Raw genomic sequence first — 22,448 nt, forward strand, 5'->3', positions numbered from 1 at the left:
CGACGGCGGCCAGGGCCGAATGGATCTGGCAAAACCACAGGCGAGGGGCTAGGCGGGGGCGGGCCGATCGGCCCGGCCTCGACGAGCGACGACACCCGATGCCGCCCTCCCCTCCCCCGACCACCCGTCTGCAGGCTCTCCTGCCCAAACTCGGCCGGCGCACGCTGGTGATGGGCATCCTCAACGTGACGCCGGATTCGTTCTCGGACGGCGGTCGCTTCCAGGGCGTGGCCGAGGCGCAGGAGCAGGCCGCGGCGCTGACGCAAGCGGGCGCGCACATCCTCGATATCGGCGGCGAGTCGACCCGGCCCGGTCACAGCCCGGTCCCGGCCGAGGAAGAGCAGGCGCGTGTCCTTCCCGTGATCGAGGCCGTGGCGCCGGGCCTCGCCGTCCCGATCTCCATCGACACCTACAAGGCCTCGACCGCCGCCGCCGCACTGAAGGCGGGCGCGCGCATCGTCAACGACGTCTGGGGCCTGCAGCGCGAGCCCGACATCGCCCGGGTGGCGGCCGATCACGGCGCCCCGGTCATCGTCATGCACAACCGCGAGACGATCGACGGGTCGCTGGACATCGTCGCGGACATGCTGCGCTTCTTCGAGCGCTCGCTGACCATCGCCCGCCGCGCCGGCATCCCGGACGGCGACATCGTGCTCGATCCCGGCATCGGCTTCGGCAAGAGCTGGGAGCAGCATCTGGAGGCCCTGCGCCGCCTTCCTGAGATCCGCGCGCTGGGCTTCCCCCTCCTCGTCGGCGTCTCGCGGAAAAGCCTGCTCGGGCGTCTGCACGACCGCGAGACCGCGCCCAGCGATCGCCTGGTCGGCTCGCTCGCGGCGCATGTGCTGGCCGGATCGCTCGGCGCCGACATCGTGCGCGTCCACGACGTGGCGCCGCATGTCGAGGCCCTGCGCGTGCTCGACGCGGTGATGCGTCCCGGGAGCATCCATGGCTGACCGCATCCTCGTCCACCGCCTCGCGGTCTTCGCCCGCCACGGCGTGCTGCCGGAGGAGGAGCGGCTCGGCCAGCGCTTCTATATCTCGCTCGATTGCCGGCTCGACCTCTCGGAGGCTGGCCGCAGCGACGACGTGGCGGCGACCGTGAGCTACGCCGATCTGGCCGAGATCGCCCTCGACATCGCCACCAACCGCCGTTTCGCGCTGATCGAGGCCCTGGCCGAGGCGATCGCGCAGGCCTGCCTCGCGCGGTTCCCCCGCATCGAGACGCTCAGCGTGCGGATCGACAAGCCGAGCGCGCCGATCCCGGCCGTGCTCGACTACGCGGCCATCGAGATCGTGCGGGGGCGCAACCCGGAGCAGCGGCCATGACGCGCGCCTATCTCGGGCTCGGCAGCAACATCGGCGACAAGGCCGCGATGCTGGCCGAGGCCGTCGAGCGCCTCGCGGCGACTCCGGGCCTGCGGGTCACGGCGCGCTCGGCCGATTACCGCACGCCGCCCTGGGGCGACACGGACCAGGACTGGTTTCTCAACGCCGCGGTTGCCGTCGAGACCGAGCTGAGCCCGCACGCGCTGCTGGAGACCTGCCTGTCGATCGAGGCGGCGCTGGGCCGAGTGCGCGAGCGGCGCTGGGGGCCGCGCGTCATCGATATCGACGTGCTGGCCTACGAGGGCGCGCAGGTCTCCGACGAGCGCCTGGTGCTGCCCCACCGCTTCGTGCGCGAGCGGGCCTTCGTGCTGGTGCCGCTGGCGGAGATCGCCCCCGACCTCGTGATCGGCGGCGAGAGCGTGGCGGAGGCTCTGGCAAAGCTCGACGCGACCGGGATCGAGCGCGTCGCGTAGAAAAAAGGCCCGGACGGGTCCGGGCCTTCCTCATTCCGGCGTCGCTTCCAGAAGCTTGTTCTCTTCCTCGGCGAGCAGCGGCACGTCGTAGTCCCGCAGCACCTGCTCGATATCCGCCTTGCGCTTGCGCAGGACGGTGTTGAGGCTGCGCTTCCAGTCGTTCTCGTTGTGCCGCACGCCCATCGAGACGCGGAAGGTGAGCGCCGGCCGGCCGGGCTCATTGAGGAGCGGCACCACATCCATGGGCACGCCGCTCTGCCGGGCGAGCCAGCCCGCCGCCGGTCCCCAGAGAAGCGCCACGTCGATCTTCTTCTCGGCGAGATCCGCCATCACACCCGCCGCGACCGTCTGATGCTTGCGCTCAGGCCCGAAGGCGTAGGGCGCGTAGGCGTGCAGGCGCTCGCCCGAGAACTTCAGTTCGGTCAGCCGGTTGGAGGGCGGCGTTCCGGCGATGAAGCCGATGTCCTTGTCCTTCAGGCGCGGGTCGTCGAGGCTCTTGATGTCGGGCAGTTCGCCCTTGCGGGCCACCAGCACGTAGGCCGAGCGGTAATACGGATTGCTCGGCTGAACGATGTCGCCGCCCGAGGTGCCGATGATCAGGTCGCACAGGCCGGTGCCGAGGGTGTTGCGGACGAAGCCCGGCCCCTGGGTCAGCCAGTAATAGCGGAGCTTGACCTTCAGTTCGTCGGCGACGATCTGGGCGATCTTGTTCTCGAAGCCGTCGCTCTTGCGCTCGGAGAACGGCATATTGGCCGGATCGCTGCAGACGCGCAGCACGTCCGGCGTCACGAGGTCGGGCAGTTGCTGCGCCGAGGCGGGCCGCGCCCCTGCTGACATCAGCAGGAGCGCGGCGACCGCCGAAGTCGGGACGAAGGAACTGGTGCGGGTCATCAGCCGCCCAGGCACTCCTTCTCGTCCTTCTTGGCGGCCTCGGGCTTCTCTTCCTTCTCGCCCGGACGCGCGCGGCCCCAGGCACCGGACGCGCGGGCGCGCAGGTACACGTAGAGGTCGTTGGCGTAGCACATGACGTTCTTGTTGTCGCCGAAGGCCGGCATGACGCTCTCGTTGCCCGCCGTGTGGTTCTGGCGGCCGCCGGCCAGGATGCCGTAGAACTCCTCGTAGGAGAGGCGCTTCAGCGAGTCCTTGAGGACCGGGGCGTAGGTCGAGCCCATGCCGTCCGGGCCGTGGCAGACGTGGCACTCGGCGTGATAGCGACGGTACCCGGAATAGGTGTACCAATCGACCTTCTTGCCGTCATTCGTGATGTGGAAGGTCGGATGACCGTCCTTGTCGAGGTACTTGCCGTCCTCTTCCTTCACGGCCGCGGCAGCCTTGAGCACCGGCTCGTCGATCTCCTTGGCGTTGGGATCGAGCTTATTGGCGAGGTCGGGCTTCGCGTCCTGTGCGAAGACGGCGGTCGCGGTGGGCACCGCACCGAGCAAGGTTACACCGACGAGACCAAGAAGAGCGTTTCTTTTGATCGAAGACAAAGACGTTTCTCCCGAGACCATCTTGCTGCACCGCAACATTGATCGTGCGATTGCCAGAGCGCGGGCAGCATAATCATAAAATCATAAAAATGCCGGCGCGGAAACCGCGCCGGCATCTTTTCGCTCAGGTTCCCTGTGCGACTTAGTTGTTCGGCAGAGCGAACACGGTCAGCTGGCCACCGAGATTGGTGTAGCTCGACAGAGCCGCGTAGCCGCCCACCGCGCCGAGGCCGGCATTCGGGTCGGTCAAGCCGGCCGCAAGGCCGATGCCCGCCCAGCCGCCGACGCCCGACAGGACGCCCACGTACTGCTTGCCCTTGTGCTCGTAGGTCATCACGTTGCCGATGATGCCCGACGGGGTCTTGAACTTGTACAGTTCCTTACCCGACTTCGAGTCGACGGCCTTCAGGTAGCCTTCGAGCGTGCCGTAGAAGACCACGTCACCGGCCGTCGCCAGCGCGCCGCCCCAGGCCGAGAACTGCTCGGGGTTCGACCACTTGATCTTACCCGCGATACCGTCCCAGGCGATGAAGTTGCCCATGCCGCCGTGCGAGCCGGGGGCCGGGTACATCGACAGGGTCGCGCCGACATAGGGCTGGCCCGGGGTGTAGGTCACCTTGAAGGGCTCGTAGTCCATGCAGACGTGGTTGGTGGGCACGTAGAACAGGTTGGTCTTGGGCGAGAAGGCCGCCGGCTGCTGGTCCTTGGTGCCCAGAGCCGCCGGGCAGATGCCCTTCGAGTTCACGTCCTCGCCGTTCTGTTCGGTCGAGTACTTCGACACGACCAGCGGACGGCCGTAGGTCTTGGAACCCTTGTCCATGTCGACCTTGGTGGCCCAGTTCACGACCGGATCGAACTTCTCGGCGACGAGCAGCTCGCCGGTGGCGCGATCGAGCGTGTAGCCGAAGCCGTTACGGTCGAAGTGCGTCAGGAGCGGGCGGTCCTTGCCGTCGAACTTCTGATCCGTGAGGATCATCTCGTTGATGCCGTCGTAGTCCCACTCGTCGTGCGGGGTCATCTGGTAGACCCACTTGGCCGTGCCGGTGTCCGGGTTACGCGCCCAGATCGTCATGGACCACTTGTTGTCGCCCGGACGCTGCTTGGGGTTCCAGGTCGAGGGGTTGCCCGAGCCGTAGTAGAAGAGGTCGAGCTTGGGATCGTAGGAGAACCAGCCCCAGGTGCAGCCGCCGCCGGTCTTCCACTGATCGCCTTCCCAGGTCTTCAGCGAGGAGTCCTTGCCCACCGGCTTGCCGAGGTGGGTCGTCTTCTCCGGGTCCATGATCATGTCGGCGTCGGGGCCCTGGGAGTGGCCGCGCCACACCTTCTTGCCCGACTTCAGGTCGTAGGCGGTGACGTGGCAGTTCACGCCGAACTCGCCGCCGGAGATGCCGACGATGACCTTGTCCTTCACCGGGAGAACGGTGGCGGTGTTGGTCTCACCCTTGGACGGGTCGCCATTCTTGACCGACCAGTTCACCTTGCCGGACTTGGCATCGAGCGAGACGAGCGTGGTGTCGGCCTGGTGCAGGAGGATCGCGCCGTCGGCATAGGCCAGGCCACGGTTGACCGTGTCGCAGCACATCACCGGGATCACGGACGGATCCTGCTTGGGCTCGTACTTCCAGACGATCTTGGCGCCCTGATCGAGATCGAGCGCGTAGACGATGTTCGGGAAGGGGGTGTGGACGTACATGATATTGCCGACGACGAGCGGGGAGCCCTCGTGGCCGCGCAGCACGCCGGTCGAGAAGGTCCAGGCGACCTGGAGGTTCTTGACGTTGTTGGCGTTGATCTGGTCGAGCTTGGAATAGCGGGTGTTGGCGTAGTCGACCGTCTGAAGCACCTGCTCCGCCGGGTTGGCGATGCCCTTCATGACGCTTTCGTTGGCCAGGGCCGGGCTCGCAGCAGCGAGACCCGCACCGAGGGCGAGGAGATGTACCGCTCTCATGGATTCCTCCGACAGATCTTACCCGCGGCCGGATGGCAGCCCGCCACCCACCGTTGATTGACCTGCTGTTTGCGACAGGGATGATATTCGCTTCGGCAGCTCGCGACGGCTTGCCTTGGATCCGAGAAAATCCCGTTCTTTCGGCAGCTTACGCGGCTGGTTCCGCATCCCCGAGCGGCCCCCTCGAACCGAAGCTTGAACGAACTCTAAGAAAATTTTGGGCGCCGTCAACTCGCATTCGCGGGTGGAATGTCGCAGTCCGACTGTCTTTTTGCAGCAAATTTGTCGGCTATGACCGTCTTGCTGCAACGCACAAAGAGATATGCAGCGCACAGCATGGGGCTGTGCTTGGTGAACAACTTGATCACAGCGACGCGACCGAATGCGCTGGCCGCATGCGTTTTGCCTCAACGCTCCCGCTTCATGCGCCGTAGGCAACTGCTCGGCGGCTAAATCTAAGACTGGCCTCAACGACGCTTGCTGCGCCGCGAAGAAGCTCGGCTCTCCCATTCATGCTTGGCCGCGCGCCGCCGGCCCGAAACGACGTGAGGAAAACCGGGAATTTTTTGCAATCACCCGACCGAATCGTCCTTAAGAAGCGGCTGAGAGAACCGAGGATCGGCAGGAAATTGCCGGAGCCCGCCTTCGGGCAGGATCGCGCTGCGAAGCGAGCCGGATCGGGCGCGATTCTATCGTGCGACGATGTCGGGAAACCGGCCCGCCAGATCGTGGCGCGTCGCCTCGGTCCAGGCGCGGTCCCGCTCGCTCCGCGCCCGGTCGAGGGGGATCTCCGCCAGCAGGTGCGCGGGACGGGGCGAGACCAGCAGAAGTCGGTCGGCGATCTCGATGGCCTCGGCCACGTTGTGCGTGACCATCAGCACGCTGGTGCCTGAGCGCTCCACCGCGCCGACGACCAGGGCGCGCAGGGAGGCCGCGGCGGCGTCGTCCAGGGAGACGAAGGGCTCGTCGAGCACGAGGATGCGCGGACCCAGCGCCAGCGCCCGGGCGAGTGCCACCCGGCGCTGCATGCCGAGCGAGAGTGCGCCGGGATAGCGCGTGCGCCAGGGCGTCAGCCCGAGGGATTCGAACAGCGCGTCGAGATCGCGCGCCCGGTCCGCGCGGGGCAGGCCGAGGCGCACGTTCTGTTCGATGGTGCGCCAGGGCAGCAGCCGCGGGTCCTGAAACACCATCGCGACGCCGGCCTCGCCCGGGTCCGGCGTCACCGCCCCCTCGAAGTCGCGGTCGAGGCCGAGCAGGATGCGCAGGGTCGTGGTCTTGCCGGCTCCCGAGGGGCCGATCAGGCAGGTGATCTCTCGGCGCTGGAGGGAGAAGGCGAGGCCGCGCACCGCCTCCACGGCCTCCGTGCGCACCCGGCGGTAGACCTTGCGGTCCACGCGCACCGTGAGCAGCGGCGCGGCGGCGGCCTCGGCGCCGGTTGCGGGCTCAGCGCCAGCGGCGGACATGCGCGTCGAGGGGCTGGAGGACGAAGGCGTCGAGGGTGAGCATCACGCTCATGAAGACGAGGCTGTAGCCGATCACCGCCGTGACGTCGAAGAGGGTGAAGTAGTAGTTGATGGCAAAGCCCACGCCGTTGGGCCGCCCGAGCAGTTCCACCACGAGCACGATCTTCCAGGCCAGCGAGATGCCGGAGCGCGCCGCCGCCACCATGAAGGGCTGGAGCTGCGGCAGCAGCACGTGCGCGATCCAGGTGCGCCGGTCGAAGCGATAGGTCTGCGCCATCTCCTCCAAGCCGGGATCGAGACCGCGGGCCCCCTCGCGCATGATGACGGCGACGTTGGGCAGCTTGTTCAAGGCCACGGCGATGATGGCCGCGGTCTCGGTGAGCCCGAGCCAGACATAGGCCAGCACCGTGATGACGAGGGCGGGCGTGTTGAGGACGACGAGGAGCGGCGTGTCGAGCAGCCGGTCGGCGAGGCGCGAGCGGCCGAGCGCGATGCCGAGCAGGACGCCGAGGCTCATGGCGATCACGAAGGAGACCGCCACCCGCGCGAGCGTCACGCCGACATTGAAGAGCAGGCTGCCGCTCTCCGCCTCGCGCAGGATGAAGGCGAGCACCGCACTCGGCGGCGGCAGTGTGCGCACATCCGCGTAGACGGACACCGCCTGCCACAGGGCGAGCAGGACGACGAGCGAGAGGAGACGCGCGAGCAGGGCCATGCGCGCGTCAGACCGCCGCGACCGGCATCACGCGGCCGGTGCTCACCCGTTGCCCGAGGCGTCGAGATAGAGGTCGGTCGGCAGGTTCCGGCCGGGTCCGAGCAGCTTTTCGCCCCCGAACCGGACCAGCGCGGCGTAGATGCGCTCGCCGTCGGCGCGCTCCGCGGCGATCGCCCGGCGCGGGATGCCGGCGAGGAAGTCGCGCTTGAGCGCCGTGAAGGTCGCCTCGTCGTCCGCCGCCATGAGGGGGCGCACGCTCTCCCAGAGCTGGGGCTCGTTCGCCAGGGCGTCCTTGGCGGCAACCGACGCCCGGGCAAAGCCCCGCACCACCTCGCCCCGATCCGCGACGATGCGCCCGTCGTAGAGATAGCCGATCAGCGAGACGGGCCCGCGGGCGCCGAAGGCCCGCATCACGTCGTCGGCCGAGATCAGCCGCTTGAAGCCCTTGGCTTCGAGGCGGGCGCAGAACTGCCAGTAGAGGAGGGATGCGTCGAGTTCGCCGGTCTCGAGCTTCTGCGCCAGAAGCGGCGGCGCGCCGTAGGCGATCTGCGCGGCGGAAGCGAGTTCGAGCCCGGCGGTCTCCCGGGCCTGGGCCTGCAACAGGATCCAGTTCTTGTCGAGCGCGCCGCCCGCGACGCCGAGGCGCTTGCCCGCGAGCCCCTTCAGATCCTTGATCGGGCTGTCGGCGGGCACCATCAGCGCCCCCTCCATGGTGGAGTAGGGCGAGAAGCGCACGCCCCGTCCCTCGTTGCCGAGGCGGGCGGCGAAGATCAGGTCGCCGACGATGGCGTCGACCTGCCCCCCGAGGAAGGCGATGCGCGCGGCGTCGTTGCCGGCGAGCTTGACGGGTTCCAGGCTGAAGCCGTTGGCCTCGTCGAGGCGCCGCTCCTTGATGATCGCGGCCTCCCAGGAGGCGGTGCCGAAGGGCAGGACGCCGAGCCGGAAGGTCTCGCCCGCGGCCCGGGCCGGACGGACCGTCGGCAGAGCCGCCGCGAGCGACAGCGCCGCGGTCGCGAGCACGGCGCGCCGTGACAGCATGGGCGTTCCCTCACTCTTCTGAGACCGTCCGTCTTCTTCGAAGGCCGGCGTTTCTGTTGAAATTTTTAATAGGGAATCGCTCCGGCTCCGTCCACCGCCGCCGACGGCACCTCCACTGCGACACACGGGCCTGTACCCGCGCCGATCCCCGCTTGCGCCGCCGCCTGTCCCGAAGCAGGCTTCGCCCCACGCAACGGGAGGTGACGATGACCCAAGCACGCGAGAGCGTCCTCGACGACGCGACGGTCGAGCGGCGGCTCAAGGAGGAGCTGCCCGCTTGGCGGCTGGAGGACGGCTGGATCCGGCGGACCTACAAGACCGCCTCGTGGAAGAGCACGCTGATGGTCATCAACACGGTGGGCCATCTGGCCGAAGCCGCATGGCACCATCCCGATCTCACCGCCTCCTACGCCTGGGTTGAGGTGCGGCTGATGAACCATGCCGCCAAGGGCATCACCGAGAAGGATTTTTTGCTGGCAAAGAAGATCGAGGAGGTCGTGGGCTGGCAGCCGGGCGCGGAGGGCGGCGCCCTCGAAGGGACGCCGACCGATCCGCGCTTCGCCTACATCAAGTACGAGAAGTGAGGCGGGTTCAGGCGACGCCGTGCTGCCGGAACCAGTCCTGCAGCCGCTTCCAGCCGTCCTGCGCCGGCTCCGCGCGGTAGCTCGGACGGTAATCGGCATGGAAGGCGTGCGGCGCCTCCGGATAGACGACGAAATCGCAGGTCTTGCCGGCGCCCCGGCAGGCCTCCTTCATCCGGTCGATCGTGGCGACCGGAATGCCTTGATCGGCGCCCCCGTAGAGGCCGAGCACCGGCGCCTTGAGGTCGGCGGCGACATCGACCGGGTGCTTCGGCGTCAGGGCCGAGCTGTCGCCCACGAGCCGCCCGTACCACGCCACGCCCGCCTTCACGCCCGGATTGTGCGCGGCATAGAGCCAAGTGATGCGCCCGCCCCAGCAGAAGCCGGTGATCCCGAGGCGGCCCGTGTCGGCCTTGCCCGTGCCCTTGGCGAAGGCGACCGCCGCGTCGAGGTCGCTCATGACCTGCGCGTCGGGCACCTTGGAGACGACCTCGCTGACGATCTGCTGGATATTGGTCAACGTCGAGACGTCGCCCTGCCGGGCGTAGAGCTCGGGCGCCAGGGCGAAGTAGCCGAGCTTGGCCAGACGGCGGCACACATCCTTGATGTGCTCGTGGACGCCGAAGATTTCCTGCACGACGAGGATCGTCGGAAAGGGGCCGCCCTCGGCGGGCATGGCCCGGTAGGCCGGGATCTCGCCGTCCTGCGTCGGAATCTTCACCTCGCCGGCGATCAGGCCGTTCGTGTCCGTGGTGAGGGTGGTCTGGGCCGCGACGGGCTGCACGGCGAGCGCGAAGCCCGTGGCGAGACTCGTTGCGATCACGGTGCGCCGTGAGAGAGTCGTCTGAGCCGCGAGGCTCCGCAGGTCGGCGTCGAAAGCGGTCATGCGCGCCTCTCGGGAGGGGGAACATCGAGCGGGCCGAGGCCCGGCGACGGAAGTAGCGGCGGATCGGCGAATGGCGACGGCCGCACGCGGCATTCCTCGCTTTCACCGGGCATCCGATCTGGCAGCCTCGGCGGAGACGGCCGGGGCGGCGCTCAACTCCGCCTTCAGCGCATCGAGGAAGCGGCGCACCCGTGCCGGAAGGTGCTGCCGCGTCGGGAGGACGGCCCAGATCGCCAGCAGTTCGGGTTCGGTATCGGTCAGGTCCAGTGCGACCAGGGTCCCGTCGGCGAGGTCCTGAGCCACGTCCCAATAGGTCAGCAGGGCGAGGCCGGCACCGGCGAGGCAGGCTTCGCGCACGGCGTCGACGCTGTTGGCCGCCAGACGACCGTCGACCCGCTTGGTGAAGGGCCGCCCGTCTCGGCTGAACGGCCACGCATCCATCGCGTGCAGCGTCAGGCAGGCGTGACCATCGATGTCGGCGAGCCGCTGCGGGCTTCCGCGGGCGGCAAGATAGCTCGGGGCGGCGCAGAGAATGCGCGGGTTGTCGGCCAACCGGACGGCGACGAGGTCCGATGTCTGCAGGGTGGCCACGCGCAACGCGACATCGATCCCCGAGGCGACGATGTCCACGATGCTGTCGCTGAAGGTCAGATCCACCTGCAGCAACGGGTTCTCGGCCATCAAGCGAACGCCAAGCGGCACGACGAGTGCCCGCCCGATCCGGTTGGGCGCCGTGACGCGCAGGACGCCGCTCAAGCCTTCGTGGCGCTCGACGAACGCCGCCGCCGCGGCCTCCCGCGCTTCGAGCATCGCTCTCGCGAACGGGAGGAAGGTCTCGCCGTCCGTGGTCAGGGCGACCGCTCGGGTCGTGCGATGCAGGAGGCGGACGCCGAGTTCCGCCTCCAATGCGGCGAGGCGGCGACTGACCGCCATCGGCGAATGTCCCGACAGCCGCCCGGCGGCCGACAGACTGCCGGTCGTGACGATCGAGCAGAACAGGGCGACGTCGGACAGGTCCATCGTCATATCATGAGGCGATAAGATCCTTATCGTCCAGCCCCGCTACCGCGCCGGGGTCGCGGCCGCTACCTCGGTCCTATGCGAACCCAGCAGGCGGGCAGACCTCCCGTCCCCATGGACCGGCAGGCAAGCGCTGAGGCGGAGTCCGAGATGAGCACGAGCCACGACAGCTTTTTCACGCCCATCGATATAAACGGCGTCGCGTTGCGCAACCGCTTCGCGGTCGCGCCGATGACCCGGGTCAGCGCGACCGAGGACGGGTCCGCGACGGCGGAGATGGCGCGCTACTACGAGCGCTTCGCCCGCGGCGGCTTCGGCCTCCTGATCACCGAGGGCGTCTACACCGATCGGACGTTCGCCCAGGGCTACCGGCATCAGCCCGGCCTCACCGACGCGGCGCAGGCGCGCGCGTGGCGCCCGGTCGTGGAGGCCGCCCACCGCCACGGAGCGCGTATCGTCGCGCAGCTGATGCATGCGGGCGCGATCAGCCAGGGCAACCGCTTCCGCGACGACACCCTCGGCCCCTCGGCGGCCCAGCCCCGGGGCCAGCAGATGGCGTTCTACGACGGACAGGGCGCCTATCCGACGCCGCGCGCCATGACGGAGAGGGCCATCGCCGACGCCGTCCAGGGCTTCGCCGACGCGGCCGGCCGGGCCGTCGGCGACGCCGGCTTCGACGGCATCGAGATTCACGGCGCGAACGGCTACCTCATCGACCAGTTCCTGACGGAGTACAGCAACCGGCGCACCGACCGCTGGGGCGGCGATGCGTCCCGGCGCGTCGCGTTCCTGCTGGCGGTGGTCGGCGCGGTGCGGGCGAAGGTCGGCGGGCGGGTGCCGGTCGGCGTCCGGATTTCGCAGGGCAAGGTCAACGACCTCGCCCACAAATGGGCCGGGGGCGAGCGGGACGCCGAGACCATCTTCGGCTCGCTCGCGGATGCGGGCGTCGACGCCATCCACGTGACCGAGCACGAGGCCTGGAAGCCCGCCTTCGAGGGCGGCTCCGACAGCCTCGTCGGCCTCGCGCGGCGCTTCGCGCCGAAGGTGCGCCTGATCGCAAATGGCGGCCTTCACGACCCGGCGAGGGCGCGGCAGACCATGGAGGCCGGGGCCGACCTCGTGGCCCTCGGCAAGGGGGCGCTCGCCAATCCGGATTTCCCCGACCGCATCCGCACCGCGCGGGACGTGGCCGCGTTCGATCCCGCCCTCCTCGGGCCGATCGCCAACATCAAGCCGAGCGAGTTGGCCGCCTGAGTGTCCCTCGCAAAACACCCGCTGCGCCGTCATCGCCGGAACGAGAACGGTCAGAGACCGGGAGTTTCGCGAGGCGCTCCGAAACGCGAGCCCGCGTGCGGCGGACCGAATGCCATTCGAAACCAGGAAGGAGCAGGACGATGCTGGAACAAGTGGTCACCGAACCCGACAACTACGCGCCCTTCCTGCTCTCGCAGGGCATCCGCTACGGCAACCTGCTCTTCATCTCCGGTCAGGCGGGCGCGGGCGACGATGGCCGGATCGTCGCGGGCGGCTTCCGGGCCCAGGGCGAACAAGCCTTCGCCAACCTGCGCCGCGCCCTGGAAGCCGGCGGGTCGAGCCTGAGGGACGTCGTCAAGGTGACGATCTTCGTGACCGACATGGGTCACTTCCCCGATGTGGTCGAACTGCGCCGCAGGTTCTTCTCGGCTCCCTACCCCGCCGACACGATCGCGGAGGTGAAGGCGCTCTACGATCCGGCGGCGATGATCGAGATCGAAGCGATCGCGGCGGTGCGGGCGGCGTGAAGCCGGCGGGGCGCTGATCCGGCTCTTCCCATCGCACGAGCCGCTGCCATGCGACAGCAATGGCCGGCTCTGGGGCGATAGGCCGAAAGAAAATGGCCGGGCGAACCCGGCCATCCTCCGTTCTACCTGCGGAACGCGATCACTTCCCGCCCATCGCGTCGGCCTTCTGGATCAGCGCCTCGGCCATGCGGATCGAGGCGATGTCGATGAGGCGGCCGTCGAGGGCCACCGCGCCGCGACCGGCCTTGGCGGCTTCTTCCATGGCCTGGAGGATGCGGCGGGCCTTCTCGACCTCCTTCTCGGAGGGCGTGAATACGTCGTTGGCGAGTTCGATCTGCGAGGGGTGGATCGCCCACTTGCCCTCGTAGCCGGCGGCGGCGCAGCGGCGGGCAGCCGAGATGTAGCCGTCCTGATCCGAGAAATCGCCGAACGGGCCGTCGATCGGGCGCAGGCCGTAGGCGCGGCAGGCCACCAGCATGCGCTGCTGGGCGAACAGCCACGGGTCCTGCCAGTGCGTCTGGCGGTTGCCGGCCTCGTCCTTGTCGGTGAGCACCGAGTAGTCCTCGTTGACGCCGCCGATCACGGTGGAGCGGGTGCGGCAGGAGGCGGCGTAGTCGGCCACGCCGAAGGACATCGCCTCCAAACGCTTGGACGACTGGGCGATCGCCTCGACGTTGGCCATGCCGAGCGCCGTCTCGATCAGCACCTCGAAGCCGAGCTTCTTCTCGCGCTTCTTGGCCTGCTCGATCTGGGTGACGAGCACGTCGATGGCGTAGACGTCCTGCGGCACGCCGACCTTGGGGATCAGGATCATGTCGAGGCGCGGGCAAGCCTCCACGATGTCGACCACGTCGCGGTACATGTAGTGGGTGTCGAGACCGTTGATGCGGATCATCATGGTCTTGTTGCCCCAATCGATCTCGTTCAGGGCCTGGATGATGTTCTTGCGGGCCTGCTCCTTGTCGTCGGGGGCGACCGCGTCCTCAAGGTCGAGGAAGATCACGTCGGCCTTCGAGGCGGCCGACTTCTCCATGAAGGTCGGGTTGGAGCCGGGAACCGCGAGTTCCGAGCGGTGCAGGCGCGGGGTGGCCTGCTGGATCAGGGTGAAGCTCATCGGGAGTCCTCCGTTCTGTGAGACCGTCTTGTCGTGAGCGCGGTCACGCGATGGCGCGTGCCGCGCTTGAAAAGCATCGTCCTTTTCCGAAAGCCGGCGACGGCCATTCGAGACGATGTTCTATCTCGCGCGCCCGGGCCGGCCGTCCAGCCGGTTCCGGAACACGTCGCCGAGATTGTATGCATTATCCAGTCGCGCCGAAGCCGACGGCGATGCAGTTGATCGAGAGCAGCAGGGCGGACTTCACCGCCTCGCGCTTGTCCTCGTCGGATTCGCTGCGGTAGCGGCGCAGCAGCTCGACCTGCTCGCGGCTGACTTGGTTGATGGTCGGCAGGCGGCCCTCCAGGCGCTCCCGGAATTGCGGGAAGCGCTGGGCGAGTTCGCCGTCGCCGGAGACCCGCAGCACCATCTCCCGGGTCAGGGCATATTCCCGCTCGATCATGCCGAAGATGCGGGCGCGGATGCCCTCGTCCTCGACGAGGCCGGCATAGTCGCGGGCGATTTCCAGATCGACCATCATCAGCGTCTTCTCGACCTCGTCGAGGACGAGGCGGAAGACCCGGCAATCCCGAAACATGCGCCGGAGGAGGGCTTCGCCGGGCTCGCCGCGCACGTCGATGAAGCTTTTCAGGCCCGATCCGACGCCGTACCAGCCGGTGACGACGTGCCGGTTCTGCGCCCACGCGAACACCCAGGGGATCGCGCGCAGATCCGAGAGCGACTTGGCGCCGAAGCGGCGCGCGGGCCGCGAGCCGATGTTGAGCAGCGAAATCTCGTCGAGCGGGCTCGCCGCCTGGAAGTAATCGACGAGACCCTCGGCCTGGAGCAGGTTGACGTAGGCCGCCCGCGAGGCGCCGGAGAGCGCCTCCAGCGCATCGTCGAGTTCGGCGCGAGAGCCGTTAATGTTGCCGTTGCCGTTCCCCTCCGAGAGAAGGGCGTGTTCGAAGACCGAGGCCGCGAGCAGCTCCATCTGGTAGGCGGCGGTGCCCCGGTTGGCGTATTTGAACGAGACGACCTCGCCCTGCTCGGTGATGCGGAAGCGGCCCTGGATCGAGCCCGGCGGCTGGGCACTGATCCCGCGATGGGTCGGCACGCCGCCGCGGCTGACCGAGCCGCCGCGCCCGTGGAAGAAGGCGATCGGCACGCCGAGATGGTTGCCGAGCGTCGTCAGCCGCACCTGCGCCTTGTAGAGCTCCCAGTTCGAGGCGATGAAGCCGCCGTCCTTGTTGGAGTCGGAATAGCCGATCATCACCTCCTGCACCCCGCCCTGCCAACGGGTGGAGCGGCGCACCACGGGGATGCCGAGCAGTTCCTTCATGATGGCCGGCGCGGCGCGCAGGTCGTCGATGGTCTCGAACAGCGGCACGATCGGCAGCGGGCAGATCTCGGTGCCCGTCGCGTCGAGGAAGATGCCGGCCTCCTTGGCGAGCAAGTAGGCGCCGAGCACGTCGACGGTGGAGCGGGTCATCGACAGGATGAAGGCGCCGAAGGCCTCGCGGTCGAGGGTGTCGCGCATCTCGCCCACCAGGGCGAAGGTGGCCAGCGTCTCGCGCGCGTCGTCGGGCAGGCGGTCGGCGAAATCCTCGAACGAGGATTCGGGCGCGCGCGGCCGGGCGAGTTCGGTGAGCAGCCACTCCTTCCAGACGGGCGAATCCAATTCCGGCGGCTCGCGGTCGCCGTTGCGGAGCTTCCACAAGGCGTGCAGCGTCTTGGTCGTGCGCGTCGAATTTTCACGCAAATCCAAGCGGACGGTCGAGAACCGAAAAATCTCGACCATCCGCCGCACCGGGCGCACGATGTCGGTGGCGAGCGCGCCGCACTTGGCGTCGGCCAGCCCCTTCTCGAGGGTGCGCAGGTCGTTGATGAGCCCATCCGCGCTCGGATAGTCGGGCCCGACCGAGCGGACGCCCTTGTTGCGGGCGATCGTCGCCTCGAGCTTGCGCAGCACGCAGGAGAGGAACTGGCGGTAGGCCTCGCCGGGATTGCGGTTGGCGATCGCCCGCGCGTCGCCGGATTCGGCGAGCATGTGGGCGAGTTCGCGGCCGAAGGTCTCGGGCACCGGCAGCGAGCGCTCCGTGATCGAGAGCACACGGCCGAGATGGGTGATGCCGTCGCGGTAGCGGCGCAAGCTCGCCAGCGCGTTGCGCTGAAGCGTCTCGCGGGTGACGCTGGCGGTGACGTAGGGATTGCCGTCGCGGTCGCCGCCGATCCAGCTTCCGAACTGGAAGAAGGGCGGCACCTCAAAGGTCTCGTCGGGATAGTACTGGGCGAGGCTCTCCTCGAGCGAGACCATCACCTCGGGCAGCATCTCGAACAGGGTCTCGTCGAAGAAGTGCAGGCCCCAGGCGACCTCGCGCTCGACGGTGGCCTTCTCCAGATGCAATTCGCCGGTCATCCAGATGAGCTCGATCTGGTCGCGCAGCTCGTTCATCAGGCCGTTGCGCTCGCGCTCGGTCCAGCGCGGCAGTTCGAGCTCGCGCAGCACGAGGTAGATGCGGCGCAGCTTCTCCAGCACGGTGACGCGCTTGCCCTCGGTGGGATGCGCGGTGATCGTCGGGCGGATGCGCAGGTCTTTCAGCAGCGCGTGGATCTGCCCCGGGCCGATGCCCCGGGCGGAGGCCTCTGCCAGAACCTTGGCGAAGGAGCCGTTCAGCGCCTCGCGGCCCTGGTCGCGCTCGACGTGGCGGCGGCGGCGCATGGCCGCGTTCTGCTCGGCGATCGAGACGAGCTGGAACCAGATGCCCTGCACCTGCAGCGCACGGGCCAGCATCTCCGGCGTGAAGGAGGAAATGTCGGCGCGCCCGTGCAGCACGTCCTCCAGCTCGGGATCGTGGCGGCGGGCTACGTCGAGCAGGGCGTGGAACAGGATGTCGAGGGCGTCCTCGGTGGCCGTGCCGGTGATGACCGGCGGCGCGAAGGTCGAGTCGGTCGCGGCTGACGGCCGGGCGTGCAGCGTCTTGGTCATGAGATCCCCCCTGGCGAGGTTCTTTTTCCGGACTCCCGTGGGCAGGCCTGCGGGACGGTGGATCACTCCGATCCACGAGGCCCCTCCTCCTGAGCGCAAGGCCTGAAACGAGGAGGGGCGGGTCGTTCAAGTCAGGTGAGGCGGTGCCGTTCGCACCACCCCGAAGCCCCCTCCCCGCTCGGAAGAGGGGACAGCGCGATTACGCCGCGCGGGCGAGCACGTCGGCCACGGTGCTGCCGAAGGAGCCCGGATCGGGCGCCACGGTCAGGCCGTAGGAGCGCATGATCTCGGCCTTCTCCGCGGCGCTATCGCCGGTCGCCGAGATGATCGCGCCGGCATGCCCCATGCGGCGGCCCTTGGGGGCGGTGAGGCCGGCCACGAAGCCGATCACGGGCTTGGAAAAGTTCTCCTTGATCCAGGCCGAGGCCTCGGCCTCCTGCGGACCGCCGATCTCACCGATCATCAGCACGGCTTCCGTCTCCGGGTCCTGCTCGAACAGGGCGAGATGGTCGAGGAAGGAGGAGCCGTTGATCGGATCGCCGCCGATGCCGACGGAGGTCGAGATGCCGATACCGAGTTCCTTCATCTGCGCGGCGGCCTCGTAGCCCAGCGTACCGGAGCGCGAGATCACGCCGACCTTGCCGGGCAGGTAGATGTGGCCGGGCATGATGCCGAGCATCGACTTGCCGGGCGAGATGATGCCCGCACAGTTCGGGCCCACCACCATCGTGCGCTTCTCCTTCGGATAGCGCCGGAGGTAGCGCTTCACCCGCATCATGTCCTGAGCGGGAATGCCGTCGGTGATCGAGCAGACGAGCTTGAGGCCGGCATCGGCCGCCTCCATGATCGCGTCCGCCGCGAAGGGGGGCGCCACGAAGGTGATCGAGGTGGTGGCGCCGGTGGCGGCCACGGCCTCCTTGACGGTGTTGAACACCGGCACGCCGCAATGGGTCTTGCCGCCCTTGCCCGGGGTGACGCCGCCGACGACGTTCGAGCCGTAGGCGATCATCTCCTTGGCGTGGAAGGTGCCCTTGTCGCCCGTGATACCCTGAACGAGGATCGGGGTCTTCTCGTCGATGAGAATGCTCATGGCGTGATTCCTCCCTCTCTCGTCAGTGCTTGGCGCCGTGGCAGGCTTCGACGGCCTTGCGCGCGGCTTCCGTGAGGGTGTCGGCGGTGATGAGGTCGAGCCCGCTCTCGGCGAGGATCTTCTTGCCCTCCTCCACGTTCGTGCCGGCGAGCCGCACCACCAGCGGCACGTCGATCTTCACCTCGCGCGCGGCCTTCACCACACCCTCCGCGACCCAGTCGCAGCGGTTGATGCCGGCGAAGATGTTGACGAGGATCGCCTTCACGTTGCGGTCCGAGAGGACGAGGCGGAACGCCGTGGCGACGCGGTCGGGCGAGGCACCGCCGCCGACATCCAAAAAGTTCGCCGGCTCACCGCCCGCGTGCTTGATCATGTCCATGGTCGCCATGGCCAAGCCCGCACCGTTGACGATGCAGCCGATCTCGCCCTCGAGGCCGATATAGCTGAGATTGTGCTCGGCGGCCTGGGCCTCGCGGGGATCGCCTTGCGACGGGTCGTGCATGTCCGCGATGTTGCGACGGCGGAACAGGGCGTTGTCGTCGAAGGACATCTTGGCGTCGAGCGCCAGCACCCGGTCGTCCTTGGTCACGACGAGCGGGTTGATCTCCAGCATGGTGCCGTCGCAGTCTCGGAACGCCCGGTAGGCGTTCATGATGGTCTTCACCGCGGCCGAGACCTGCTTGATGTTCAGGCCCAATTGGAACGCGATCTCGCGGGCCTGGAACTGCTGCAGGCCGACGGCCGGCTCGACCACCACCTGGATCAGCGCCTCCGGCTCCTTGGCCGCGATCTCCTCGATATCCATGCCGCCGCGCTGGCTGGCGATGACCCGTACCCGCTCGGCTTTCCGGTCGAGGACGTAGCCGAGATAGAGTTCGCGCTCGAACGGGTCGGCGGTCTCGACGTAGACGCGCTGGACCGGCTTGCCGTCCGGTCCGGTCTGGAGGGTGACGAGGCGCTTGCCGAGGAGGTCACGGGCGGCGTCGCGCACCTCGTTGTAGGTGCGGCAGAGCTTGATCCCGCCCGCCTTGCCGCGCGCGCCGGCATGGATCTGGGCCTTCACCGCCCAGAACGAGCCGCCGAGCTCGGTCGCGGCGTAGACCGCCTGATCCGGGCTGAAGGCCACGGCGCCCTTCGGGACGGCGACTCCGAAGCTCGCGAGCAGCTCCTTGGCTTGGTACTCGTGAACGTCCATCGAGACCTCCTTCGCGTTTCCTGCTTTTTTCGTTGGGCCAACCTTCGCGGAAAAATTACTTTTCGGGAAGCGGGTCAGCTCTCAATTTTTTCTTTTGTAGTGCTTTAGTTTGCTTGCCCATCAGAGACTTAGCAGGCTTCTAAACTGACGATCGTGCGGTGTGGGTGCAGGACAGAGCAACGCTCGTCCCATCCGCCTCCTCATCCTGAGGTGCCGACGCGAAGCGTCGGCCTCGAAGGATCTTCCAGCAGCCGCGCGATCCCTGGAGGATCCTTCGAGGCCGCTTCGCGGCACCTCAGGATGAGGGACAGGGTTGGATTGCGGATATCCGCTCACCGCCCTAGCGAGGCGGAGCCGAAGCAATCCAGGGCTTCGCACCATCCGGACAAGGCGCGCCCCTGGATCGCTTCGCATTCGCTCGCGATGACGGCCAGAGGCACGGACCGTCCGAAACCTCAGTTCACCTTGGCCTTCACCGTCTCGTAGACCCGCTCGTTGATCGCACCGGCCTCAGCCAGCAGGCCCTCCAACTCCTTCAGCCGCTCCTCGGCGAAGGCGCGGTCGTCCAGCCCCTTGGCGTTGACGTAGACGTTCAGCGCGGCCGAGCGCAGGCCGGCATAGGCCGAAAGCACGGCGACGCCGGCATCGGAGATGACGTTGAGATTGCCCTTCTCGGCGACGATCTCGGCCAGATCGATCACCTCACGGCAGACGCGGCAGCAGGCGAGCGGCACGTCGGTCGCGGTCTTGAGCGCCTCCTGGATCCTGGCGGCGCGGGCGGCCTTCTCCTCGTCGGTGGTCTTGGGCAGCCCGTAGGCACCCATCACCGCGTCGAAGGCTTCCACGTCGTCGGCGATCATGCCGGTCAGCGTCCGGCGCAGGCCTTCCGACTTCTCCAGCACCTGCTTCAGGTCGGCCTCGACCTCGACGTACTTCTTCTTGCCGATGGTGAGGTTGCAGACCATCGACACGAGGGCCGCGCCCATGGCGCCGGAGATCGCGGCAGCCCCGCCGCCGCCGGGGGTCGGGGCCGAACTCGCCAGACCGTCGAGGAAGGTTTCGATCGTCTCGTTCGCGGCCATGGCTTCCCTGCCCTGTCGGTTCTTGTTGATTGGCATGGGCGACGCCGGCGCGAGACCAGCGCCGCCCGGATCGTCCGTGATCCGTCAGGCCATTTCCTTGGCCAGCTTGTAGATCTCCTCGGCGTCGAAGACGCCTTCGCTCGACTCGAACAGCTTGGCGATGCAGGCGCGGTGCAGCTTGAGCTTCAGGCCGCCGATGCCGAGCGCACCGAAGGCGCGCTTCCCGCCGTACTCCTTGCCCTTGTCGGTCGCCTCGATGCCGCCGATGCCGAGCGGCGGCTGAGCGTTGTAGTCGGCCACGATTTCGATCGAACTCTCGTTCTGCCACGCCGCCTGCGGCAGCAGTTCGAGGCCGATCGCGCCGGCGGTGAAGACGAAATGGGCGCCCTTCACCACTTCGGCGCGCGAGGCGTCGTCCGCGGTCTCGGCCGCGGTGACGTTGACCTTGAAGCGCTTGTTGACGGAATCGGCCGCGGCCTGCGCCTTGTCGAGCTTGCGCCCGCACAGCACGACCTCGGCCCCTTCGAGGGCGAGGAGCGCGGCGGAGCGCATCCCGACCGGGCCGGTGCCCGCGAGCACCACGGCCTTCTTGCCCGTCACCGAGCCGCCCGCCGCCTTGACGACGAGCGCCACGCCCGCCGCGGCGGTGGTGTTGGAGCCGTTCGAGTCCAGCATGCAGGACACGCGGAACGGGCCGAAGAAGCGCTTCTTCACAGCCTGGAACACCCGCTCGCCGGCCGCCATGTCGCCGCCGCCGACGAAGATCGCCGTCGACTGCTTCTCCTTGCCGCCGCGGGTGTAGATCGTGCCGTCGACATAGGCGCCGACATTGTCGGGCGTGACGTTGCCGTAGCCGGTGATGTGGTCGGCACCGCCGTCGTAGCCGACGACGACGTCGAAGACGCTCGGCGTGGCATCGGTGTCGAACTGGAAGAGCAGCTTCTTGGACATGGTTCCTCTGGCCGGTTGTTGGCCGCGCGGATGAGCGCACGGCGCGTTTTTTGAGAATTGAACGAGGCCGTTTGCCCGAGCAGCGGCTCTCAACGCTGAAGCTAGGCGGGCGGACGTCCCATTCTCTTCCTCATCCTGAGGTGCCGAAGCAAAGCGGAGGCCTCGAAGGGTCTTCCAGGAATCGCGGTGGGAACTGGAGGATCCTTCGAGGCCGCGGCGCGGCCCCTCAGGATGAGGGATTCGAGTGGGATGCCTTGCAGGCTACGCCTCGACGACGTTCTGCGGCTTGCCCGCCACAAAGGCCTCGACGTTGTCCACGAGCTGGTCGGCGAGGATCTGCATCGCCTCCTTGCTCGCCCAGGCCACGTGGGGCGTGACGATCAGATTCGGCAGATCGGCGTCGCACAGGATGTTGCCGTCCTTCGGGGGCTCCTGGGCCACCACGTCGAAGCCGGCGCCGCCGATGGTGCCGTCCTTGAGCGCCTGGAGCAGGGCCGCCTCGTCCACGAGCCCGCCGCGGGCCGTGTTGATGAGGATCGCCGAGGGCTTCATCTTCTTGAGCTGCTCGGCCCCGATCATGTTCCGGGTGTCGGGGGTCAGCGGCACGTGCAGGGTGATGACGTCGGACTGGGTCAGGATCGTCTCGAGATCCACGAGCCCGTCCTGCGGGAACACGTCGTAGGCCAGCACCTTCATGCCCAGCGCCTCCGCCCGCTTGGCAATCGACTTGCCGAGTGCGCCGTAGCCAATGATGCCGAGCGTCGAGCCGGCGATGTCGTAGATCGGGTAGTCGAAGTAGCAGAACTGCTTCGACTTGTTCCAATCGCCCCGGCGCACCGAGTTGGCGTAGGGGACGATCGCGCGACGCAGGGCGAACATCAGGCCGACCACGTGCTCTGGCACGGTGTTGAAGGCGTAGTTGCGGATGTTGACGACCGTGATGCCCTGCGCTTTGGCGGCGGCCTTGTCGACGACGTCCGTGCCGGTGGCGGCCACCGCAATCAGCTTCAGGTCGGGAAGCTGTTTCAGCGTGTCGGCGCGCATCGGCACCTTGTTGATCAGCGCGATCTCGGCGCCCTGGAGGCGCTCGACGATCTCCTCCGGCGTCCAGGTCGACTCGTATTCCTTGTACTCGTGCGGGAAGTTGAATTCGCGCACGGTCGCGTCGAGCGACTCGCGATCGAGGAAGACGACTTTCTTTGTCATTCTGGACCCCTTCCGGATCGACCGGCGGACGATCGTGTCTCTCGCGAACCTCCCGCGGCCCCGTCGTCGCCGGAGCGAGAACGATCAGGGGTCGGGCGTTTCGCGAGGCACCGGCGCCGGCCCC

General features: G+C 68.0%; 21 protein-coding genes. 6 read left to right on the forward strand and 15 right to left on the reverse strand.

The window, feature by feature from the left end; genetic code table 11:
* Window positions 1–98: 98 nt before the first annotated feature.
* Genes folP through folK form a run of 3 tightly spaced genes read left to right on the forward strand, consistent with a single transcriptional unit; the run spans window position 99 to window position 1,799 of the window.
* The gene (gene folP, locus ACPCJR_RS10990) at window positions 99–953 is read left to right on the forward strand and encodes a dihydropteroate synthase (protein WP_391512269.1); all 855 of its coding nucleotides are present in this window, start codon (window positions 99–101) and stop codon (window positions 951–953) included.
* Window positions 946–1,326: a dihydroneopterin aldolase gene (gene folB / locus ACPCJR_RS10995; protein ID WP_391512268.1), complete on the forward strand. Its 381-nt coding sequence runs from the start codon at window positions 946–948 to the stop codon at window positions 1,324–1,326. The genes folP and folB overlap by 8 nt, the downstream gene beginning before the upstream one ends.
* Complete coding sequence (gene folK, locus ACPCJR_RS11000) at window positions 1,323–1,799, forward strand: 2-amino-4-hydroxy-6-hydroxymethyldihydropteridine diphosphokinase (protein ID WP_391512267.1); 477 nt, start codon at window positions 1,323–1,325, stop codon at window positions 1,797–1,799. Before folB ends, folK begins: the two co-directional genes overlap by 4 nt.
* 30 nt (window positions 1,800–1,829) lie before the next feature.
* Here the strand turns inward: folK and xoxJ are convergent, their stop codons facing one another.
* The 6 genes from xoxJ to ACPCJR_RS11030 form a co-directional block, all read right to left on the reverse strand.
* Window positions 1,830–2,690, reverse strand: coding sequence for a rare earth element methanol dehydrogenase accessory protein XoxJ (gene xoxJ / locus ACPCJR_RS11005; protein ID WP_391512266.1), 861 nt, complete (start codon window positions 2,688–2,690; stop codon window positions 1,830–1,832).
* Complete coding sequence (gene xoxG, locus ACPCJR_RS11010; RefSeq protein ID WP_391512265.1) at window positions 2,690–3,241, reverse strand: methanol metabolism c-type cytochrome XoxG; 552 nt, start codon at window positions 3,239–3,241, stop codon at window positions 2,690–2,692. The genes xoxJ and xoxG overlap by 1 nt, the downstream gene beginning before the upstream one ends.
* A 190-nt stretch (window positions 3,242–3,431) precedes the next feature.
* A complete protein-coding gene (gene xoxF1, locus ACPCJR_RS11015) occupies window positions 3,432–5,237 on the reverse strand; it encodes a lanthanide-dependent methanol dehydrogenase XoxF1 (RefSeq protein WP_391512264.1) in 1,806 nt (601 codons plus the stop codon).
* A 689-nt stretch (window positions 5,238–5,926) separates the two neighbouring features.
* Complete coding sequence (locus ACPCJR_RS11020) at window positions 5,927–6,700, reverse strand: ABC transporter ATP-binding protein (protein WP_391512263.1); 774 nt, start codon at window positions 6,698–6,700, stop codon at window positions 5,927–5,929.
* Window positions 6,681–7,415: an ABC transporter permease gene (locus ACPCJR_RS11025; RefSeq protein ID WP_391512262.1), complete on the reverse strand. Its 735-nt coding sequence runs from the start codon at window positions 7,413–7,415 to the stop codon at window positions 6,681–6,683. Before ACPCJR_RS11025 ends, ACPCJR_RS11020 begins: the two co-directional genes overlap by 20 nt.
* A 42-nt stretch (window positions 7,416–7,457) precedes the next feature.
* Window positions 7,458–8,453, reverse strand: a complete 996-nt coding sequence (locus ACPCJR_RS11030; protein ID WP_391512261.1) for an ABC transporter substrate-binding protein — start codon at window positions 8,451–8,453, stop codon at window positions 7,458–7,460.
* Window positions 8,454–8,659: 206 nt separating this feature from the next.
* Between ACPCJR_RS11030 and ACPCJR_RS11035 the strand changes: the two genes are divergently transcribed.
* Complete coding sequence (locus ACPCJR_RS11035; RefSeq protein ID WP_391512260.1) at window positions 8,660–9,037, forward strand: 4a-hydroxytetrahydrobiopterin dehydratase; 378 nt, start codon at window positions 8,660–8,662, stop codon at window positions 9,035–9,037.
* A gap of 7 nt (window positions 9,038–9,044) precedes the next feature.
* Here the strand turns inward: ACPCJR_RS11035 and ACPCJR_RS11040 are convergent, their stop codons facing one another.
* Window positions 9,045–9,920 carry a dienelactone hydrolase family protein gene (locus ACPCJR_RS11040; protein ID WP_391512259.1) on the reverse strand — a complete coding sequence of 292 codons (876 nt, stop codon included), beginning with the start codon at window positions 9,918–9,920 and terminating at the stop codon, window positions 9,045–9,047.
* A 102-nt stretch (window positions 9,921–10,022) separates the two neighbouring features.
* Window positions 10,023–10,940: a LysR family transcriptional regulator gene (locus ACPCJR_RS11045; RefSeq protein WP_391512258.1), complete on the reverse strand. Its 918-nt coding sequence runs from the start codon at window positions 10,938–10,940 to the stop codon at window positions 10,023–10,025.
* 150 nt (window positions 10,941–11,090) lie between these two features.
* On the opposite strand from ACPCJR_RS11045, the gene ACPCJR_RS11050 reads away from it, so the two are divergent.
* Both ACPCJR_RS11050 and ACPCJR_RS11055 read left to right on the forward strand, forming a co-directional pair.
* A complete protein-coding gene (locus ACPCJR_RS11050; RefSeq protein WP_391512257.1) occupies window positions 11,091–12,194 on the forward strand; it encodes an NADH:flavin oxidoreductase in 1,104 nt (367 codons plus the stop codon).
* Between the two features lie 140 nt (window positions 12,195–12,334).
* Window positions 12,335–12,721, forward strand: coding sequence for a RidA family protein (locus tag ACPCJR_RS11055; RefSeq protein WP_391512256.1), 387 nt, complete (start codon window positions 12,335–12,337; stop codon window positions 12,719–12,721).
* 139 nt (window positions 12,722–12,860) lie between these two features.
* On the opposite strand, the gene ACPCJR_RS11060 is transcribed toward ACPCJR_RS11055, so the two are convergent.
* The 7 genes from ACPCJR_RS11060 to ACPCJR_RS11090 all read right to left on the reverse strand — a co-directional run bounded on the left by ACPCJR_RS11060 (window position 12,861) and on the right by ACPCJR_RS11090 (window position 22,324).
* The gene (locus ACPCJR_RS11060; protein WP_391512255.1) at window positions 12,861–13,835 is read right to left on the reverse strand and encodes an HpcH/HpaI aldolase/citrate lyase family protein; all 975 of its coding nucleotides are present in this window, start codon (window positions 13,833–13,835) and stop codon (window positions 12,861–12,863) included.
* A 184-nt stretch (window positions 13,836–14,019) separates the two neighbouring features.
* Window positions 14,020–16,800 carry a phosphoenolpyruvate carboxylase gene (locus tag ACPCJR_RS11065; RefSeq protein WP_391512254.1) on the reverse strand — a complete coding sequence of 927 codons (2,781 nt, stop codon included), beginning with the start codon at window positions 16,798–16,800 and terminating at the stop codon, window positions 14,020–14,022.
* Between the two features lie 199 nt (window positions 16,801–16,999).
* Window positions 17,000–17,890, reverse strand: coding sequence for a succinate--CoA ligase subunit alpha (sucD, locus tag ACPCJR_RS11070; RefSeq protein ID WP_110350282.1), 891 nt, complete (start codon window positions 17,888–17,890; stop codon window positions 17,000–17,002).
* Between the two features lie 22 nt (window positions 17,891–17,912).
* On the reverse strand, window positions 17,913–19,085 hold the full coding sequence (locus ACPCJR_RS11075) for a malate--CoA ligase subunit beta (protein WP_391512253.1): 1,173 nt from the start codon (window positions 19,083–19,085) through the stop codon (window positions 17,913–17,915).
* Window positions 19,086–19,540: 455 nt separating this feature from the next.
* On the reverse strand, window positions 19,541–20,167 hold the full coding sequence (gene fchA, locus ACPCJR_RS11080) for a methenyltetrahydrofolate cyclohydrolase (RefSeq protein WP_391512252.1): 627 nt from the start codon (window positions 20,165–20,167) through the stop codon (window positions 19,541–19,543).
* Window positions 20,168–20,251: 84 nt separating this feature from the next.
* Window positions 20,252–21,118: an NADP-dependent methylenetetrahydromethanopterin/methylenetetrahydrofolate dehydrogenase gene (locus tag ACPCJR_RS11085; protein WP_391512251.1), complete on the reverse strand. Its 867-nt coding sequence runs from the start codon at window positions 21,116–21,118 to the stop codon at window positions 20,252–20,254.
* 261 nt (window positions 21,119–21,379) lie between these two features.
* Complete coding sequence (locus ACPCJR_RS11090) at window positions 21,380–22,324, reverse strand: D-2-hydroxyacid dehydrogenase (protein ID WP_391512250.1); 945 nt, start codon at window positions 22,322–22,324, stop codon at window positions 21,380–21,382.
* Between the last annotated feature and the right edge of the window lie 124 nt (window positions 22,325–22,448).

Origin of the sequence: Methylobacterium sp. NPDC097929 (assembly GCF_049543375.1) — a bacterium.
Classification (GTDB): Bacteria; Pseudomonadota; Alphaproteobacteria; order Rhizobiales; family Beijerinckiaceae; genus Methylobacterium.